Source organism: Microbacterium gorillae (genome assembly GCF_050990725.1).
GTDB classification, from domain to species: domain Bacteria; phylum Actinomycetota; class Actinomycetes; order Actinomycetales; family Microbacteriaceae; genus Microbacterium; species Microbacterium gorillae_A.
In genome coordinates, this window is the sequence record NZ_CP158844.1 from 2957067 (window position 1) to 2975331 (window position 18265).

Here is an 18265-nt window from a genome sequence, read left to right on the forward strand (position 1 = left end):
CCCGCTCGTCCATAATCGGAAGAACCTCGAACCAGGAGGACGACGAGGCGGGACTGGGCTCTAGCCGACTAGACGCGGCGACCGAGGCCGGCCGGCGTGTTGAAGTCGCTGTCGCGCTCGCCAGTCATCGCCGCGCCGTCGCCGAATCGAGTAGCTCCAGCACATGCCGGTATTCTTCACCTGTGGCTCGGCTCATGCCCAGCTCACAAGTGCGGTTGCACGAAACGTGTGCGCTCGCGCCGATCATCATCACTTCGGCCGCCTCCGCCCGCGTCGCCGATGCAGTGAGCTCTGCGTACAGCATGCCGCGGTCACCTGCGAACGCGCAGCAACCCCAGCCCTCGGGTATGTGCACGTTCTCGGCGACGGCCTCACTGATGCGTTTCAAGTCTGCGTCTAGTTCCAGCTGGCGCGATGAACACGTGGGGTGCAGCACGACTTGCTCAACTCGCTCCTCGATACTCACCCGCGGCAGGATTTCTCTAGCAGCAAAGGCTACCGCTTCCTCGATCCCGATTCGTGCTCCGCCGAGGAGTCTGGTGAAGCCCTCTGTGCAACTCGAGGCGTCACATACAACCGCACGGTGCGGCGCATCCGCACCGGGGTCGAGGAGCACGGGCTGACGCTCGTTGATGACTGCCGGCCCCGCTGTGATGCCTTTCGACGACCAGGGCCGTGCCACAGCAGACAGATTCGATGCCGCCCGGAACGATCATGCGCAGGCCTGCTCGTAGCCCATGGTGTTCCTGAGCGAGAATTGGCGTCGGATGGAAGCCACCGAAGCGGCGTTGCGTTGGACTAGTCGCTGCAGTCGCTCGATTCCTTCGACTAGCGCGGGCTCGAGTGCACGCAGCTGGCGATCAGCTTCAGGATCGGCTGTGTCAAGGGTGGTTCCCGAGGGGAGCACGATCACCATCGACTCGAGGGTCCGGTAAGCGTTCTGGTCGACGCCGCAGGCCATGCCGCTGGAGTTGTTAGTGATGACGCCACCGATGGTAAAGGCTGTCACGCTCGCTGGGCGACGGTGGCACCAGGCTGTACTCGGACGCGGCGTCCAGCGTCCAGCACCTCAATGCCGCGGGATCGCTGTCGTGTGTCGATGATGATGCCCGCGCCGGAGGATTGCCCCGAGAGGCTGGTACCTCCGGAGCGGATGGTGACGGGGGTTTCCGAGCGGCTGGCGGCACGTAATATGTCGACTACCTCCCGCGAGGAATCGGCCACGCCGGCTGCAGCCGGTGTGAGTAGGTAGTGCGAGGCATCACTCGCGTAGGCGGCCAGATCGATGGGCCGGGTGTGGATGCGAGAGACATCCCCGACAGCATCGACGATTAGTTGCGATACAGCGAGCGGATTGTTCACGTGTTCCTCCTTGATTCGCCGAAGCGCGTCGATGAGCGCTCAGCTGGTCCTTGAGTGCTCCATGCTGAGGAGCGCGATGCGAGCTGCGCGACGACAGCACAGATGTGGGCTGGGAGGGGCGGGTGCACGTGGGAAGGTACTTGCGCGGAGCCAGTGCCGCCGAGTTGACGGTCGTCCGATTACTGCACGCGTTCGCCGACGGCCCAGCCGAGCAGCAGTCACACGCATCTGGAGTTGCGGCTCGAGAATTTACCCCCGTTGAGTACCGGGTCACTGTCGACAGTCGTGCGGCTAGTCGGAAACGTCGGGAAGGCCAGCTAGTTGGCGCAGTACATCAATCGTCCGCGTGTTGGTCGAGACTATCCCAATCTCTGCAGCGAGATTGAGCGCAAGCGCCGCGTGCCCCGCCGCATTGGGGTGAATATCATCGCTCATCATCGATAGCGGTGCGCCCTCCATGGCGAGTCCCGTTAGGAAAGAGTACTGGTCAATCAGGAGCACGGATTCCTGGGCAGCGACGTCTCGGATCGCCTGCGCGAACAGCTCGATGAGAGTGTGTTCCGTCGCCGATGCTGCGTCGACTGGCGGCGGGGTCTGAAGAATCGGGGTCGCGCCAAGGTCTCGCACACGACTGACGAATTCTGCGATGGACTCTGGGAACTCGCCGAGCGCGATTGGCGAATCCCGACCTCGCCTCGCGCAGTCATTGGTTCCGATCATTAGCACGACGATGTCAGGGCCCCATCGTCCAACTCTGTGATCGAAGTCGTCGAGAATGTCAATGATGCGGTTGCCGGTGACAGCTGTGTTGACGATCGTGTCGCGCGTTCGAAGCAGGTCTCCACGTAGAATCTCGTGAATGTGTTCCGAGTAGCTTCGCACACCCACGGTATGTTTCAGCCCGTGGGTGATGGAGTCGCCTGTAAAGATCCAAGTCATCGGTGCGTTAGCGGTAAGGCGGTCACCGAGCCAGGTTCGAGGGTCGCCGCTCGACGTCATTGTCCTGGTACCGGGTTCTCGGTCGCACCAAGCGATTGGGCACGGCGTTGCGACCAATGGCGGACCGTTTGTCGTTGTTCGCCCAGGCCGTCGATTCCGAGCGCGATCTCGTCGCCGGCGTTAAGCCACACCGGAGGCGTGAGCCCCATACCAACGCCTGGCGGCGTTCCTGTGTTGATGAGATCACCGGGCTCCAGCACCAGGAACTGGCTGATGTAATGCACGAGGAAGAAAGGGTCGAAGATCATCGCCGCCGTGTTCCCCGTTTGACGTCTAACCCCGTTGACCTCAAGCCACATGTCGAGGCTACTCACGTCGCCAATTTCATCGACAGTTGCGAGGAACGGGCCGGTCGGATTGAACGATTCCGCCGATTTACCTTTCAACCACTGGCCGCCGCGTTCGAGCTGAAACTCGCGCTCACTCACATCGTTCACCAGGACCCACCCGGCGACGTGCTCTTTCGCTTCAGTGATTGAGGTAAGGTATTGGGCCCGCTTTCCAATGACAATTCCTAGTTCGACCTCCCAGTCAAGCTTCGAAGCCCCAGGGGGAATCAAGATGTCATCGCGAGGACCCACCATTGTATTCGGTGATTTCGTAAAAAGAATTGGCTCGCTGGGAACTTCCTGCGCTGTCTCCTCAGCATGGTCAGCGTAGTTCAAGCCGACGCAGATGATCTGGTGCGGGCGGGATATCGGTGAACCGATCCTTTCGCCGTCGAGGGGAAATGTGTTCCCCGCCTCAACTCGTTCCTGCACAGTGAGCGACAGATCGTTCAACATTCCCGACCCAAAGAAGCCTTCGTCGAAGTCGTCGACAATATCGGAGAGATCGACGTAGAGGCGATCTTCCACGAGGGCCGCTGGTCGTTCCTGTCCCGGGGTGCCGATACGAATGAGTTTCATCATTTCCTTCCATTTCGCCGGCTCGTCAAGGGCGTCCGTCCAGGCCGAGTGGATGCTAGGTCGACGGATTTGTTGCTGCGCTCCAGCGATGTCAGGAATTCTTCAACCTTGTTCAGGGCGTAGCGTTGCGCGTCCCCATCAGGATTGTAGAGAAATCCGTGCTCGGATCCCGGCACTACCTCCACCATCGTCTGTGTACCGTTGGCGCGTAAAATGTCTGCCCACGCGTATACGTAAGCGTGTGGAAACACTTTTTCTGTTTCGGCAAGCAGAATCAGGAACGGGCTCAGGGGAGCATCCGGAACCAAGTTGTGCGGCGAGATCGCTGAGAATGGTTCGGTCGTTTCTCCATAGGACGCGCCGCACATGTCTTCTATCGCCTCTTGAATGTTGGGATGAATGCCGTCCCAGTATTCAAGTGTTCCTGGACCGTTAACGGGAATGCAGGCGGCGGGTGGCACCCATCGGTGTGCCAGTTCCGGCGCCCATTTACCGGGTCCGGCTTCTGCGATGAGCGAGACCAGGTGGGCTCCGGCGGAACTGCCCATGAGCACCGGCGCGCCAAGATTGCGCTCAGCCAGCGCGTCTTGAAATCCGAGGTAGCCCGTGCTCACATCTGCGATCTTCTGTTCGATCGACGTTCCGCTGGCCGTTCGGTATCCGATCGTCGCGCACGGGTGTCCATGGTCTACGAACCAGCGAAGAAGCGGATGATACGCGGATCGATCACCAGCGTTCCAACCTCCGCCGTGCACGAGGGCGATTGGGTGACGGCTCACCACATCTGGAAACGCCAGGTCGAACGCTCGGGGCTCTGCTCCGGCGTCGTCGTAGTAAATCGTCTGCATAGGACTCCTGGTCGAGTTAGCGAGGCTGGTGCTTGGTCGCGGGTCGCAAGTCATGTAGGAGCGCACTCGTGCCCGCATCTACAGTTAGTTCGGTCCCGGTGATCATGCGGGCAGCGTCGGACGCGAGGAAGGCGACGGCGTTCCCGACGTCGACGGGGCGAATGGGCGAATGAATCACCTGGCGGACTTGCGCGAAGGCAGCGTGTCGTTCACGGACTTCAGGGTCACCCGACTCTGGATCGAGATCTTGCTCTCGGCGCAGCGCCCCGGGATGGACAACATTGCAGCGGATACGGTCGTCGCCCAGCTCGACAGCCAACGCTCGACTCAAGCTGACCAGGGCGGACTTTGAAGCAGAGTAGAGGCCGTAGCCTGTAGCAGTGCCGAGCGCATGCACGGTTCCGATGTTGACTATGCTGCCACCACCTTGCGCTGCCATGACCCGGCTGACTGCGCTCGCGCACCACATCGCACCTCGTACATTGACGTGCATCAGGCGGTCGAAGTCCAGCGAAGTAACCAATTGAATCGGCTTGTCGAGGCCGATGCCGGCGGAGTTGACGAGCGAGTCGATTCGGCCTAGCCGTGTCTCGATCTGCTTGATCGCCTCCTGGACGCTGGACAGGTCCGTGACGTCCAACGTGGACGGCGTTGCGGAGAATCCCATTTCTCGCAGTAGCGACGTTGCCCGACTTGCTGCTTCAGGATCGGCATCAGCGACGACGACGTGGTTTCCGTGTTCTGCCAACGCGAGGCAGATTCCCCAGCCCAGCTGCGGTCCGCCTCCGCCCGTTACGACAGATATCGGTTGAGTCATCCGATCGGTTCTCCCGCCGTTAGCGACCGCAGAATGCCGGCGACAAGACGCTCCTGGGCCTCGGAGCGAGCTCCGCTATGCCACGAAAGTATGCCCTCGCCTGCTTTCGCCCCAAGCCGTCCTTCAGCGACCGCATCATCGACCAATACCGGGGCTCCCCCGTTGATGGCGAGGTCGGGCAATACATAGTTCATGATGGCTTGAACCAGGTCGAGCCCGATGAAATCCGCGTTTTCGATCGGCCCCATCGATGACAAGCGCAGCCCAAACGTGTTTCGCGCAACCGTGTCAACGGACTGGGCATCGCAGACGCCGTCCTCCACGAGCTGCATAGCTTCTCGCCAAAGGGCAAACTGAAGGCGGTTCCCAATAAAGCCGGGCACATCCTTTCGTACGAGAATCGCGGTCTTCCCGACAGCTTCCAGCCACTCAATAACGGCAGCTGTGATCGCGGGCGCGGTCTCTGTGCCTGGTATGACCTCGACGATGGGGATGAGGTACGGCGGGTTCCACCAGTGTGTTCCGATCAGGCGCCGTGCGCCGGGATTGCCAGCGGCGATGTCATTAATGCGGAGAACGGATGTATTGCTCGCGACAACAGCCTGATCATTAAGACGATCGACATCGGCCAGGAGCCGCCGCTTGAGCTCTAGGGACTCGGGCGCGGCCTCGAAGATCAAGCCCGCCGCGGCCACCGCGGAGGCTAAGTCATCGTGCGCTTCTATTCGATCAATGATGTCGTCGCTTGCCGTGGGGAGCCTTACGCCGTGCGAAACCAACAGCTCGATGTTTTCTCGCACCCTCTGGTGCAACGAGGCGAGAGCGGCAGCGCTCGGGTCCCACACTCGGACGCGTGAGCCAGCTGTAGCGAAGACTTGAGCGATTCCGTGGCCCATGAGACCTGCGCCGAGAACTGTCACGTTGTCCGGCACCGCGACTTCGTTCGACGGGTTTGGCATGCCGTTCACCTTGTGGCTGTCTCTCGGAGGGCTTGAATGTCGATCGCGCACGCGCCGGGGGTGCTGACTTCGATGACCGATTTGGCAATGGACTCATAGGCGGAGCGCCATGCTATCGCTCCTTTCGCGATGATCACCTGCGCTCGTGTCGGATCCACTCCTGCGTGCGTGAACTGTTCTATGTGAAATGGGGGCGTTGGTCGCGTCGTTACCAGGATGGTGGCTGCGCCGTCTCCGATGTCGAGAGCCGCGGTTGGGCCCATGTTGAACGTTTGGCCTGTCATGTAGGTCCCCGCCGATCGGTATACGCCGTCAGTGATGGCGGTGATCCGGGCGTCGGTTTCGATGGGTCGACCGTGTAGCTTGTCGAACTTGCCGCCGATCGCGCACGAGATCACGGCGCCCTCGCCGCTGGCGTGGGCGCGCGCAGCAGTTTCCGGGTCGGCAATAATGCCAAGAACACCGCGAGCGTTCCGCGAGAGCAGTTCTGCTAGCAGCGCTGTTCCGTCGCCCGCCGAACCACCCCCGATGTTGTCCGCAAGATCGGCGAGGACCACAGGTTTAGCGGTTGTCGTCGCGAGTGCGGCGCTGACGGCGTCGGAAACGCTAGGCCGACGCACTTCGAAGTCGTCAGCGTGGAGATCAATGTCTGCTACGACGGCATCGGCGATACTTGATGCCTCGGCCGAGTTCCTCTGGTCGTGCACGATCAGTGCCGAGAGCCCAATCCGCTCGGGGAGCGTATAGGCGAAACCTGCGGCGATGCTGATCCTTCCGACGCTGCTCGCAGCGCCCGCGGCGCGAGAACGGATGCCGACCATCGGCGCATCGTTCGTGCCTTGCGCTGAAGGAAGGGTGAGTAACGGGCTTTTCCTCAGGGTGGTCTGAAGTTTGCGTCCGCGCACGCATTGGCTGATGAGGGTAGCGACCTCGACACCCCGCTCCCACATGTCGACATGGGGGTAGGTGTCATAGCACATGACCACTTGACACGCGTCGACGAAGGCAGATGTCGGGTTTGCGTGCAGATCAAGCACAGCTCCGATGGGTAGTTGGTCGCCAACGACGGTGCGGACAACTCGTACTACCTCCGCCTCCGCATCTGGCGCATTCTCCGCGGTCATCGCGCCGTGGAGGTTTAGGAGTACGGCGTCGAGAGGCGCTTCAGTGTGGGCTGCGGCGAGCTCGTCGCCGAGTTGCTCAAGTATTCGGCCAAAGTCTCTCGCCGGCGCTGGACCACCAGGCCAGGCGCCAGCAGAGAATACGGGAACTGCGTCCACGTCGGCCCAGCCGAGTCCGTCAAGGAATCCTCCGATGACCGTCTTGACGTCGTGATGCCTGTCACGGATCTCGCCCCCGGAGAGCAGCTCGTACTCGCGGAATCGATCGAGAGTGGCGCGGTGGGGTCCGAACACATTGGTCTCGTGCCAGACCCCGGCAACCGCGACGCGTGGTCGAGTCATCGTGCGCTAACCTCAGCAAGCACGTGCTCGAATGCCCGCGATGCAAACGCGATGTCAGTGTCGTCGTGCGCAGCCGAGACGTACCAGACGCCCCGCCCCGCCACCCAGAGACCTGCCCGCGCGAAGGCGGCGGTTAAGTCTGAGTAGCGAGCAAGATCCAGAGATGCGAGATCTTGATATGTGCTCACTTTCGAGTTGGCGCTCGGGTCCTTCGCGATCCCTACGTGGAATGCGGCATCGACGCCGTGGATGCGTAGGGAGATGTCATGCCTCACCGCGATATCCGTGAGCGATGCCTTGAGCTTCTCACTATGCGCCCGGATCCGCTCGTAAGGCGGATCTTCGCGGAGGACTCGTTGAGTGGCGATGACTGCCGCTGCCGCCATCGTTGACGCATTGAACGTGCCTGAGTGATTCACGGTCCCGGATGCGATAAGGCTCATGAGGTCGCGGCTGCCAGCCATCGCCGAAACTGGCCACCCTCCTGCGACAGCCTTTCCGTAGACCGCAAGGTCCGGAACAACGCCGTATACCTCGGCAGCGCCACCTCGGCTTAGTCGGAAACCCGTAATCACTTCGTCGAAGATCAATAGAGCGCCGGCTTTCGTGCACAGATTGCGAAGAAGATCTAAGAAGCCGGGTTCGGGGGGAATGACTCCGTTGTTGCACATCACCGGTTCGACGATGACCGCAGCGATGTCGTCACCGTGGTCCGTGAAAGCCTGCTCGACTGCCGTCTCATCGTTATAGGGAAGCACGATCCAGTCAGACAAGCTCTTCGCTGGCTGACCGGCGGAGGCCGGGCGAGGCCGGGCAGCCTGGAAGTCCATTAGGACGTTGTCTAGCCAGCCGTGGTATGAACCGCTGAATCGAACGATGCGATTACGTCCTGTCGCAGCGCGCGCCAAACGCAGAGCGCCCTGGTCGGCTTCTGTTCCAGAGACGCCGAAGCGCACCTGCTCAGCCCAACCCACCGCATCGAGGAATGCCTCGGCTGCCTCGATCTCTAGGGTGTGCTGGGCGCCGAACACCATTCCGCGCGATGTGGCTTCCGATACGGCTGCTGTCACCTCCGGATGACCGTGCCCCAAGAAGGCGGGTCCCTGTCCGAGCAGGTAGTCGACATACTCTTTCCCGTCGACATCAAAGAGTCGCGATCCCGCACCGCCCGTGAAGCAGACCTTCGGAGCGCTCAGTCGGACGTTGGAGGACACACCTCCGGGCAGAACGGCCTCCGCTCGTATGTTCCACGAATCGGTGATCATCGCGCCGCCTCGTCAAGGTCACTATCCCCTGGAATCCACAGGACGGCATCGATTTCGATTGCGAATCCAGGAAGCGGCACCGGGACCGTAGTTCGAGCCGGGTAGGGTTCTGACAGACGGGCCCCGCACGCTGCGTTCCACTCGGCGAAGTCGTCAAGGTTATCGAGGTACCCGCAGATGCGCACAGTGTGGTCGAGGCTTGTGCCGGCTTCAGCCGCGATCGCGGCGAGGTTGTCGAACGTGGCGTCGGCTTGCTCGGCGAATGTCTCCCCTCGTCTCTTTCCATCCGGTCCGAATGGGCCCTGTCCAGAGACAAATAGAAGATCACCAACACGGATTGCGGGAGAGTACGGACCCGCCGGGGGGCCGATCCGGTCCGATGTAACGCGCTGCGGGGCAGAGGACTTCGACATGTGATTGTCTCCTATGGTGTGATGTGCGTTTTAACGAGTGCCATTGCGGTCATAGTCATATCGCGGGGGGAACTTCTTGATCTCTTCGACGCGAAGACGCGTTCCGAGGCCGGGTGTCTCCGTAACATGCCAGTGCCCGTCACGCACCTGCGGTGGGTTCTCGGTGTAACGATCCCAAAAGACCATCTGCTCGGGTGTGATCATCGATTCCGAGATCAGGAAGTTGGGAAGCGTCGCTGCCAAATGCCAAGTTGCGGCGCTCGCGAGAGGGCCGAATGGGTTGTGAAACGCCATCGAGATACCTTGCGTTTCAGCGAGGGTCGCGATCTTCTTGGCCGCAGTGATCCCCCCGCACCAGGCCACATCGGGCTGTGCGACGCTCACAGCTCGCTGTTCAAGGAAGGGAGCAGCTCCGTAATGGTTAGCCCACCTTTCGCCAGAGGCGATGGGGGTCGTGGATCGGGCCGCGACTTCTCGCATCCAGTCCGCTCGCTCGTAAGGTACGGGCTCTTCGATGAAGGTCAGCCCAAACGGCTCGAGCGTCTCCGCGAGCTTCAGAGCATTCGCGACGTTAAGCCGCCCGTGGCAATCCAACATAAACTTGACGTCAGGTCCTGCCTCCGCGCGAGCTGCTTCGAAGTACTCAGCAATCAGTGGCCAGACCCAGTTGGGAAGCGCTTCGGTTTCGGTCAGACGCGCGGGAATCGCAGCGGGAACGTCATGGTGAACACTGGACACCTTGGTGTAGAAGGCAGGGAGCGTCGTTTTGATCGCAGAGAAGCCCTTGTCGAGTCTGTCTCGGATCTCCGCAGCAAAACTCTCCGGCGTCTCAGTGGCGCGCGCATGCGTGTATACGGGTACGGCATCCCGAAACTTGCCGCCGAGGAGGCGGTGGACGGGAACACCCAGCGCACGTCCGTTGAGGTCCCAGAGCGCATTGTCCAATGCTGAGATGCCGATGGTCAGCAACGTGCCTCCGAGAAACGAGTCTCGATAGAGGCGCTCCGAGTGCTGTTCGATACGGGTGGGATCTTTACCGACGAGATACTCCCCTAGCTCTTCGATTAGTGCAGCTACGGTGCGCGAGCGCCGTCGCATACCAACCTCCGACTCGCCTACCACGCCGTCGTCGGTCTCAATCCGGACATAGTGGGCGTTGTAGTAGCCGAATTCTGCGACCCACTGCTTTACAGCCGTGATCTTCACGAGCGATCCTCCATTACGTGTTGCGAGTCTGTTGAGATTGACGCGTGTGGCCCCGAGCGCTCGTCCTTCTGAGCGGGCCGCCCCTCGACGAATTGGCGCGCGAACGCTAGCGCGTTCGATGCGACTGCATCGATAATTCGTGCACCACGGTCGACGGATGCGCGAGTCGGATCGCCCAGTGACCCAGAAGCGGTCCACGCATCGAACCAGATCGGGAGGTCGACGTACGCGTTCGTCGGTTCTGTAAAGGCATCCCGCGGTGACTTCAGCTGCGCGGGGACGATTTTGTCATGACGAACCAGAGAGTCGTCTAGGACCATGGCAATGGACGTTTCGATTTCGCACGCGTGGTTTCGTCGCCAGCTCCCCCCGGCTTCGCGCGGTATTACATCCTTGCCAAGCTGCGCCCACATCAGTTGGGCCACGTGCATTTCGAGGTCGCGCAGTGCTTCTCGCGCGGCGAGCCGTACCGCGTCTATGTTCCCCCCGTGCCCGTTGATCACCATCACTCGCTGAATACCGTTGACGCGGACTGATTCAAAGATGTCAAGAAGCAGGGCACGCAGTGTCGAGGGACGCAGCGTCAACGTTCCCGAGAAGTCGAGGTGGTGCTCCGAGAGGCCGTAGCTCACCTCCGGGAGAAGAACGGCGTCGCGTCCGAGCGCCTCGGCAAGACGACACGCGAGGCGTGAGGCAATTGCGGTGTCGGTCCGAAGCTCAAGGTGCGGTCCGTGCTGTTCCGTGGCGCCGATGGGAAGAATGGCCACTCTTGCCGTTCGGAAAGCATCGCGCGCTTCGACGGTCGTCATCCGCGCAAGCTCATTCATCGTTGGGCCCTTCCGCGAGGCAAGTGGACTCCGCTATGAAACCTAGGGAGGTTGTGCCCATGATCTTCGGGATATCGCGCTGCTGGACGAACGACAACTGGTTCTCGACGTAGTGGAGGGCCTGCTCGAAGTAGTTTGAGGGGCGACCGGGATCGAGGTCGTTTCTGTTCCAGTCGCCGGACCACATGATCTTTCCGGCTCCGAAAGCTCCCAACGTCGCTCGCAAGAAGGCATGCGAATCGAGATGCGGATACTCGAGCCGGCTGAAGTCGTAGTATCCCGACCACATCAGGTATGTGCGGGGTCGGTCCGAAAGTGCGAGCAGGGCGTCCAAGTGGGTTGACGTGTGTTCCCCAAATCGGAAGAATGCTCCGTGCTCAAGCCGAACTGGCAGTTGGGGAAGTTCATTCAATAGATCCGTGAATGAGGAATCCAGTATGTCCTCCAGGGGCCCTCGGACGGACGCGACCAGACCTGCATCTGCGATCGATCGCCACAATCTGTAGGGATCACCGCCTTTCGATCGAGTGCGCGCCTCAAGTCGTATGCCGGCGAACGTGCCTTCCGAGGCGACTCGGTCGATATCTGCCTCGGCCTCCGGCTGAGAGACGTCTACGATGGCGATTCCGACATACCGGTCTGGTGCACGCCGCACACACGACGAGAGATACGTGTTGTCGAAGTTGCCCATGTACTGAACGAGGATTGCGCGGTCTACTGCGTGTGCTTGCGCGTCACCCTCGAACTGCTCCATGCTTCGATACTTGTCGAGGCCCACGTGTACATGGGCATCAACGATCGGCGACCGCGAGTCGTATCGAGAGAAGGTGGGGGTCACGTCGTCACCGATCCCCATGGCGCAGTCCCGACCGGGCACCGATGAGTTGTGTCCCAACGTCGCCGCCTCGAAGCGACTCGGCCTCTAGCGCCGCGTCACGGGCCATCTCCGCAAGCGGCAAAGTCAGTTGCTGGCGTTCGGCCTCGTCGAGCAACAGAGTGAGGTCTTTCCGCAGGTGGCTGATCTTGAAACCGGGCGTTGCGTCGTCGCGGCCTAGGCGGTCAAAGAGGAATTGAGCGAGCGATGAACCTGCTGCACCCGCCGCGATGGACTGAGACAGCTTCGAAAGGTCCAGCCCAACTTCCCGAGCTAATAGGTGCCCCTCAGCGCATGCCTCGGTGACCGCGGCGACCATCAGTTGGTTGACCAGCTTTGCCGCCTGTCCCGATCCGTTGCCGCCGTGATGGACAACAACGCGTCCGAGGTGCTCAAAGAGTGGGGTGGCGCGCTTGAAGCCGGATACGGAGCCGCCGACCATGATCGACAATGTTCCGGCTTCCGCCCCGTAGGGTCCACCACTCACGGGAGCGTCGAGCATTTCCACACCGCGTTCCGCCGCTGACGCCCCCAAACGTTCGGCAAGGCCGACAGAAGACGTGGTCATGTCGACGAAGAGCTGACCGCTATCCGCCGCCGCAAGCAAGCCCTGCTCAGAGAAATAGAGATCTTGAACGTCCTGAGGACCTCCGACGATCGTGACAATCACATCGCTATCGCGGACGAGCTCGGCAAGGGTCGACGCCACTTCGACCTCCGCTTCGAGCGTTGCAGGGTGCCCTGAACGGGTAAAGAGAGTAACCTCGTGCCCCGCGTTGACTACACGCTCGAGCATCGGATGGCCCATCAGGCCAACCCCGATCCATCCAATCCGCACGCCTGTCTCCTAACCTAGGTCCTAGGACAGAGCATACGGTAAAGTAGCTAGTAATAGGTAGTCGACCCAAGTACAGGAGCAGACATGACTCGAACGAAGACTGCATGGGGCGGCGTGTACCCGGCCGCGCTGACCCACTTCACCGCCACAGGGGAGCTGGACGAGGCAGCGACGATCGACCACATTCAGTGGCTCATCGCGCAAGGTGCTGACGGAGTCATCGTTGGCGGTACAAGCGGCGAGTTCATCGGCATGACGCTCGAAGAGCACGCCAGACTGATCGAGCTCGCTGTTGACGCAGGAGAGAATCGGGTTCCAGTCATCGTGGGATCGGGCCGCTACACCACTGCCGAGTCGATTTTCCTCACCGAACACGCGCAGCTCGCCGGCGCCTCAGGGGGCCTTGTCGTACAGCCCTACTTCCAGCGCCCAAACAGACGCGAGATCCTCACCCACTATCGATCTGTCGGTGCAGTAGGGCTGCCACTGATGGTTTATAACATTCCGGCCAATTCCGCTGCGGAACCGGTAAGCGTCGAGGACCTCGCACAACTTCACGCGGACGGAGTTGTGCATGCCGTGAAAAGCACCCTGCCGACAGTCAATCAGGTCCATGAGCTGCGTTCTGCTACCGACGACTCGTTCCGTATCTTCTATGGAGGGATCTCCAGCCCACTCGAAGCGCTCGCAGGCGGAGCACACGCTTGGGTGAGCGGCCTGTTGAACATCGCCGTACCCCAAGCGCTAGACCTGAAGCGCGCGATACAGGCATCCGACCTTGAATCGGCCCGCATCGCGTGGGAGCCTTTGGCTCAACTCGCACGACTCGTCAACATTTTCCGAGGCCAGGCTGGGGACCTGGCTGTCTACCGGGGCCTGCTTTCAATCTTCGGGCGGCCACCCGGCCACTCCCGCGCACCATTGTTAAGCCTCACCCCAGAACAACTTCGGACTCTCGAAAACGAGTTCGCCGCCACCCAAGACCGAACGATTCCGGTTTCGCCGGACCGATAGGAGAATTCCTGACGTGTCTATCCACTCATTGAAGATCGTCGATGTGCGACGGACCATGATCCATCTCCCGTTCCGGGAGCGCGTAAAGCCCTGGAACGAACTACTCATCTCCAGCTGGGGATTCATCGAGGTCCTCGAACTAGTCACCAATGCCGAAGGCGTCACGGGAGTCGGAGAGACGCTCGTGGACTACACCTGGCAGCGCGTAACAGAAGAGAAAATCCAGTCCATAATTGGGACCAACCCGGCCGAACACATCTTCGACGACTCCCTCGGTGCTGGTTTGCAGATCGCTGTGCTCGATGCAGTCGGTCAAGCTCTCGGCGTTCCCGCTCACCGCCTTCTCGGCCTGCCGTCCGTTCGAGAATGGTGCCCAATCTCCTGGTGGAACACAAAGATGCCTGCTGAACTGCTCGCGGTGGAAGCTCAGCAAGCCATCGCCGAAGGGTATCTGGCGACGAAGTTCAAGGCCCGGCCATGGTTCGACGTACGCGAACAGGTACGTGCAATCGCAGACGTCACGCCCGACGATTATCTGATCGACATCGACTGGAACGGGATGCTTCGAAGCCCAGGCGAAGCCATCCCTGTACTGACAGAGCTTGACGATCTCCCGAAGATCGGTCTCTACGAAAGCCCGATCCGTCAGGACGACGTCATCGGGCATAGAGAGGTTCGTGGTCGCGTCCGCCGGCCCATCGCCGAGCATTACCGCAAGGATCTGTTTCCGATGTGGATGCGTGACGACGCGCTCGACGCGTTCGTCGCGGTATGCACCCCGGGCATGAGCGGGATCCTTGCACAAGGGATAACTGCCGCCGCCTTCAACAAGACCTTTTGGCTGCAGGTGGTAGGAACTGGGATCACAACGGCCTTCACTACCCATCTAGGCGCCGTCCTCACCCACGCCTCCTGGCCTATGGTCACGGGAATGAACACGTTCATCGATGACCTGATTATCGATCCCCTCCGCATCAGCCACGGTCATGTCAAAGTGCCGACGGCTCCGGGCTTGGGAATCACTCTCGACCGCGAGGCCGTCGAGACCTATCGAGTGCCTGACACCTATCGCGTGGAGACGCCCCGCAGTCTTCTCACCTTCCACATGGGCAGCTCAGGAAGCAGGACCTACGCCAGCATGCCTCAGATGTGGGAGGACAGCCGAAGAGATCGAAACACGCCGGTGCAACCGATTGGCGCGTCGCTGGATGTGCGTCGAGACGATGGTTCAGCCGAGTTCAATTCTGTCTGGCAGCGTGCACGAACGGCGCCAATTGTTGGATTTGACTGACTCCCGCGCTCGAAGACGGTGGCTGCCTCGGTGAACATCATCTTCGAGCGCGTCCCGTTGCATGCGCTTTCACAGGCAGAGAACGCGCGGATCTCGCAACCAAGGCTCGCTGTCGTCTCCGCCTCAAGCGCGTCTGGCTATGTCAACTTGAAGTGGCCCAGGGGTGACGGTCTGATCTGGCCCAAGGCGGAGTCTGGTCGGGCGCGGCTCGAGGTCAGATGAGCGGGCGGAGCACGCTGGTGATCTGCTCGGTGGTGGGTGTGCCTTTGAGTCCGTGCGGGGTGGCGTAGACGCGGCAGGCGAGGTCAGTAGTGCGACCGTCGGAGGGGAAGATGTCGACCCCGTTGAGGGTGATCGTCGGGGAGCCGGCGAACGGGGTTTCGGCTGCTTCGTCCGGAGTGCGTAGCAGTCGCGTGGTGACGGGGATGTCGGCCCGCCCGAGCGCGTCCAATGCTTCTCGTGTGTGGGCTTCCGCGGTCTCCCAGCTGGGGCATTCCTCGATGTGCAGGATCTCGATGGTCATCTCCATATTCTCCTCTCGCGCCGACGCTGGAGCGCTGGTGGTGGGGCTGGTCGATCGATCACCTGTCGGTGCTCGGAGATGCGGTGGCGCGGGTGTGGGCGAGCCGGTAGCTGGTGGTGCCGGTCTCGATGATGGTGCCGTTGAACGTGATCCGGTCGATGATCGCGGCGCAGAGGCGCGGGTCGGTGAACGTGTCCGTCCAGCCAGAGAAGGACTGGTTCGACGCGATCGCGACGGAGTTCTTCTCCTCCCGCTCGGTGAGGACCTGGAAGAGGAGTTCGGCTCCGCGGCGGTCGAGTTCCATGTAGCCGAGTTCGTCGATGCAGAGCAGGTCGACGCGGCCGTAGCGGGCGATGGTGCGGGCAAGTTGTTTCTCGTCGGCGGCTTCGACGAGCTCGTTGACGAGTTTCGTCGCGAGGGTGTATTTCACCCGGTAGCCTTTCTCAGCGGCGGCGGTGCCGAGCCCGATGAGGAGGTGGCTCTTCCCGGTGCCGGAGTCCCCGATGAGGCAGAGCGGGTCACCGCGGCGGACCCAGTCGCCGGTCGCGAGGGTGTGGATCGTGGCGGCGTTGATGTTCGGGTTCGCGTCGTAGTCGAAGTCTCCGAGCCATTTCTGTCTGGGGAACCCGGCGGATGTGACGCGGCGAACGGTGGAGCGGCGGTCCCGGTCATCGCATTCCGCAAGCAGCAGTTCGGCGAGGAATCCTTGGTAGGAGAGCTGCTCGTGCTCGGCGACGCGGATAGCTTCATCCATCACGGCCCGGATCGTCGGCAGGCGGAGCCGCCGGCAGGCTTGGTCGACGGCGGCCGCGGCGGCTTCCTCGGTCATTCCGCGCTGGCGGCGCAGGGTCGTGGTCACGGCGGTTCGGGTGCTCATGTGTTCGTGGTTCCTTCTCTTTCATCGGTGGCCTGGACGCGGCGTCGCAGCAGCTCGTCGTATTGCGTAACGGTCGGCAACGGACGCCGATCCGGCGGGAGGTCCGCGATTACCGCGGCCGGGTCACGGAGCCGGCGTTGGGTGAGGCTGACAACGCGTTGCTCGACGTCGTTGTCGTGAGCAACAGGATGTCGGTGCAACGTGGCCCCGCCCGCGTGCAGGCGGGCCTCGACCGCGACAACGTCCGCGGTGACCGCGCCAACCGAGAGCGCGGCCCTGATCCCCGCGATCACATCCGCAGCGCGCATGCTCCGGTGCAGGAGCAACACCTCGATCAGCTCCCTCGTGCCCGCGGCGTCGCCGTTGACTTTCCGCGTCTCCTGCCAGAACGCCTCGTGCGCTGCGGTGAAGACCCCGGCCTGCCGGGCGGCGGCCAGAGCGGTGGATCCGGGCAGTGCGCCGGGCTTGTGGCGCAGGACCTCGAGATAGTGATCCAACTGGATCGATTCCCCGCCGCGGGCGACGACCCGCTCATGCCGGGCCGCCTCCTCACGGCCCTCGAAGATGACGACCTCCGACGCGCGCAGCGAGACTCTCACCTGGCGTCCGATCAGCCGGGCTGGGACGGAGTACTTCGCCATCCGAACAGTGACCAGGCTCGACCGGTCGACCCGCGGGTGCAGCACCAGTCCGGGATCGAACCGTTCGACCGGCAACGGTCGCAGCAGGGGCCTCTCGGCGGCGAAATCGTCGCCGACGGTCGTGCGTCGCTGGTTGATGCGACGATCCTCGTCGCGGGCATCCCAGCGGCGGATCATGTCGTTCAGCTCGGCGAGCGTGTCGACCTCGGGCATCGGGGACAGCCAGGTGCGGCGGAACCGGCCGACCTCACCCTCGACACCGCCCTTCTCGTGCGCACCATCGATGCCGGGCTGGCAGTAGAACGCGTCGAACCCGTAGTGCGAGCGGAACAGCACCCACCGGTCGTTCTCCACCCGCGCCCGGTCACGACCGTGCAGGACGGCGGTGACCGCCGAGGTCAAGTTGTCGTATTTGATGTGCAGGGCCGGGACGCCGCCGATCTCATCGAACGCGTCGATATGCCCCTCCAGGAACGCTTCCTGCGACTGCGTCGAATAGACCCGGTGGATTGCCTTCCCGGAATGAGAGAGACGGAACGTGAACATGTGGCACTTCGTCTTCACCCCGGCCAGGATCACCCAGACCTCGCCGAAATCGACCTCGGCCTCCGCCCCGGGCGCGTGCAGCTGCGGGACGAACACCTCCGGAACCCGGCCCGCCTCGACCAGGATCTCCCGCCGACGTTTCGCAACATAGTCACGGACCGCGGCATACGAGACATCCGCGTCGTGCTCGTCGAGCAGGCGGGCGTGCATCCTGGTCGCCGTCATCCGCTGCTTCTTCGGCGCGGTCAGGTTCTCCCGCAACCACCCATCCAGCAGCGGCTTGAACAACTCGAGCTTCGGCGCCCGCCGCTCCGGGACCTTCCGCTCCGGTGGAACCGGTGACGCCAACGCCTGACGGATCGTTCGACGATGTACCCGGAACCGTTTCGCCAACGCGTTTACCGACAGGCCCTCGACCCGCGCCGCGCGCCGGATCTCCGCAAACAACTCCACCCTGGACCCCAACTGGCCCTCCTCACTCGCAATGACTACGACTGAGGACCACGCTGACGGGGGTGGGCCAAATCAAACCGACATGAACACCCCGGCGCGTCGCAACATGGGCCAGATCAGACCGTCACCCCTGGGCCAAAT

General features: G+C 62.0%; 18 protein-coding genes and 1 pseudogene. 2 read left to right on the plus strand and 17 right to left on the minus strand.

Features of this window, described 5'->3' with window-relative positions; translation table 11 throughout:
- Window positions 1–124: 124 nt before the first annotated feature.
- From ABTV68_RS13620 to ABTV68_RS13685, 14 genes and pseudogenes are all read right to left on the minus strand, one after another.
- On the minus strand, window positions 125–466 hold the full coding sequence (locus ABTV68_RS13620; RefSeq protein ID WP_433674250.1) for a heterodisulfide reductase-related iron-sulfur binding cluster: 342 nt from the start codon (window positions 464–466) through the stop codon (window positions 125–127).
- Window positions 467–712: 246 nt separating this feature from the next.
- Window positions 713–1362: pseudogene (locus ABTV68_RS13625) on the minus strand (FAD-binding oxidoreductase).
- Between the two features lie 291 nt (window positions 1363–1653).
- Window positions 1654–2301: an SGNH/GDSL hydrolase family protein gene (locus tag ABTV68_RS13630; RefSeq protein WP_433674251.1), complete on the minus strand. Its 648-nt coding sequence runs from the start codon at window positions 2299–2301 to the stop codon at window positions 1654–1656.
- Between the two features lie 56 nt (window positions 2302–2357).
- Window positions 2358–3272: a fumarylacetoacetate hydrolase family protein gene (locus ABTV68_RS13635; RefSeq protein ID WP_433674252.1), complete on the minus strand. Its 915-nt coding sequence runs from the start codon at window positions 3270–3272 to the stop codon at window positions 2358–2360.
- The gene (locus tag ABTV68_RS13640) at window positions 3269–4117 is read right to left on the minus strand and encodes an alpha/beta hydrolase (protein WP_433674253.1); all 849 of its coding nucleotides are present in this window, start codon (window positions 4115–4117) and stop codon (window positions 3269–3271) included. The genes ABTV68_RS13635 and ABTV68_RS13640 overlap by 4 nt, the downstream gene beginning before the upstream one ends.
- Window positions 4118–4133: 16 nt before the next feature.
- A complete protein-coding gene (locus ABTV68_RS13645) occupies window positions 4134–4934 on the minus strand; it encodes an SDR family NAD(P)-dependent oxidoreductase (protein ID WP_433674254.1) in 801 nt (266 codons plus the stop codon).
- Window positions 4931–5893, minus strand: coding sequence for a 3-hydroxyacyl-CoA dehydrogenase family protein (locus ABTV68_RS13650; RefSeq protein ID WP_433674255.1), 963 nt, complete (start codon window positions 5891–5893; stop codon window positions 4931–4933). Before ABTV68_RS13650 ends, ABTV68_RS13645 begins: the two co-directional genes overlap by 4 nt.
- Before the next feature lie 5 nt (window positions 5894–5898).
- Window positions 5899–7356, minus strand: coding sequence for a M81 family metallopeptidase (locus tag ABTV68_RS13655; RefSeq protein WP_433674256.1), 1458 nt, complete (start codon window positions 7354–7356; stop codon window positions 5899–5901).
- Window positions 7353–8621 carry an aspartate aminotransferase family protein gene (locus tag ABTV68_RS13660; protein WP_433674257.1) on the minus strand — a complete coding sequence of 423 codons (1269 nt, stop codon included), beginning with the start codon at window positions 8619–8621 and terminating at the stop codon, window positions 7353–7355. Before ABTV68_RS13660 ends, ABTV68_RS13655 begins: the two co-directional genes overlap by 4 nt.
- Window positions 8618–9034, minus strand: a complete 417-nt coding sequence (locus ABTV68_RS13665; RefSeq protein ID WP_433674258.1) for a RidA family protein — start codon at window positions 9032–9034, stop codon at window positions 8618–8620. Before ABTV68_RS13665 ends, ABTV68_RS13660 begins: the two co-directional genes overlap by 4 nt.
- A gap of 30 nt (window positions 9035–9064) precedes the next feature.
- Entirely contained in the window at window positions 9065–10240 is a 1176-nt protein-coding gene (locus ABTV68_RS13670; RefSeq protein WP_433674259.1) for a mandelate racemase/muconate lactonizing enzyme family protein, read from the minus strand.
- Entirely contained in the window at window positions 10237–11049 is an 813-nt protein-coding gene (locus ABTV68_RS13675) for a creatininase family protein (protein WP_433674260.1), read from the minus strand. The genes ABTV68_RS13670 and ABTV68_RS13675 overlap by 4 nt, the downstream gene beginning before the upstream one ends.
- A 10-nt stretch (window positions 11050–11059) precedes the next feature.
- Window positions 11060–11905, minus strand: coding sequence for an amidohydrolase family protein (locus tag ABTV68_RS13680; RefSeq protein WP_433674261.1), 846 nt, complete (start codon window positions 11903–11905; stop codon window positions 11060–11062).
- A gap of 4 nt (window positions 11906–11909) precedes the next feature.
- Entirely contained in the window at window positions 11910–12779 is an 870-nt protein-coding gene (locus ABTV68_RS13685) for an NAD(P)-dependent oxidoreductase (protein WP_433674262.1), read from the minus strand.
- An 84-nt stretch (window positions 12780–12863) separates the two neighbouring features.
- Between ABTV68_RS13685 and ABTV68_RS13690 the strand changes: the two genes are divergently transcribed.
- Complete coding sequence (locus tag ABTV68_RS13690) at window positions 12864–13793, plus strand: dihydrodipicolinate synthase family protein (protein WP_433674263.1); 930 nt, start codon at window positions 12864–12866, stop codon at window positions 13791–13793.
- Window positions 13794–13806: 13 nt separating this feature from the next.
- The gene (locus ABTV68_RS13695) at window positions 13807–15084 is read left to right on the plus strand and encodes a mandelate racemase/muconate lactonizing enzyme family protein (protein WP_433674264.1); all 1278 of its coding nucleotides are present in this window, start codon (window positions 13807–13809) and stop codon (window positions 15082–15084) included.
- A 214-nt stretch (window positions 15085–15298) separates the two neighbouring features.
- On the opposite strand, the gene ABTV68_RS13700 is transcribed toward ABTV68_RS13695, so the two are convergent.
- The 3 genes from ABTV68_RS13700 to istA are packed head-to-tail and all read right to left on the minus strand — an operon-like array spanning window position 15299 to window position 18136.
- A complete protein-coding gene (locus ABTV68_RS13700; protein ID WP_153244082.1) occupies window positions 15299–15607 on the minus strand; it encodes a hypothetical protein in 309 nt (102 codons plus the stop codon).
- Between the two features lie 58 nt (window positions 15608–15665).
- A complete protein-coding gene (gene istB / locus ABTV68_RS13705; protein ID WP_433674265.1) occupies window positions 15666–16484 on the minus strand; it encodes an IS21-like element helper ATPase IstB in 819 nt (272 codons plus the stop codon).
- Window positions 16481–18136 carry an IS21 family transposase gene (gene istA, locus ABTV68_RS13710; protein ID WP_153244084.1) on the minus strand — a complete coding sequence of 552 codons (1656 nt, stop codon included), beginning with the start codon at window positions 18134–18136 and terminating at the stop codon, window positions 16481–16483. Before istA ends, istB begins: the two co-directional genes overlap by 4 nt.
- Between the last annotated feature and the right edge of the window lie 129 nt (window positions 18137–18265).

Excerpts from the sequence above, each read along its gene's own strand:
- ABTV68_RS13630 (WP_433674251.1), bottom strand. The coding sequence starts at position 2,301 with ATGACTTGGATCTTTACAGGCGACTCCATCACCCACGGGCTGAAACAT.
- ABTV68_RS13635 (WP_433674252.1), bottom strand. The coding sequence starts at position 3,272 with ATGATGAAACTCATTCGTATCGGCACCCCGGGACAGGAACGACCAGCG.
- ABTV68_RS13640 (WP_433674253.1), bottom strand. The coding sequence starts at position 4,117 with ATGCAGACGATTTACTACGACGACGCCGGAGCAGAGCCCCGAGCGTTC.
- ABTV68_RS13645 (WP_433674254.1), bottom strand. The coding sequence starts at position 4,934 with ATGACTCAACCGATATCTGTCGTAACGGGCGGAGGCGGACCGCAGCTG.
- ABTV68_RS13650 (WP_433674255.1), bottom strand. The coding sequence starts at position 5,893 with ATGCCAAACCCGTCGAACGAAGTCGCGGTGCCGGACAACGTGACAGTT.
- ABTV68_RS13655 (WP_433674256.1), bottom strand. The coding sequence starts at position 7,356 with ATGACTCGACCACGCGTCGCGGTTGCCGGGGTCTGGCACGAGACCAAT.
- ABTV68_RS13660 (WP_433674257.1), bottom strand. The coding sequence starts at position 8,621 with ATGATCACCGATTCGTGGAACATACGAGCGGAGGCCGTTCTGCCCGGA.
- ABTV68_RS13665 (WP_433674258.1), bottom strand. The coding sequence starts at position 9,034 with ATGTCGAAGTCCTCTGCCCCGCAGCGCGTTACATCGGACCGGATCGGC.
- ABTV68_RS13675 (WP_433674260.1), bottom strand. The coding sequence starts at position 11,049 with ATGACGACCGTCGAAGCGCGCGATGCTTTCCGAACGGCAAGAGTGGCC.
- ABTV68_RS13690 (WP_433674263.1), top strand. The coding sequence starts at position 12,864 with ATGACTCGAACGAAGACTGCATGGGGCGGCGTGTACCCGGCCGCGCTG.
- ABTV68_RS13700 (WP_153244082.1), bottom strand. The coding sequence starts at position 15,607 with ATGACCATCGAGATCCTGCACATCGAGGAATGCCCCAGCTGGGAGACC.
- istB (WP_433674265.1), bottom strand. The coding sequence starts at position 16,484 with ATGAGCACCCGAACCGCCGTGACCACGACCCTGCGCCGCCAGCGCGGA.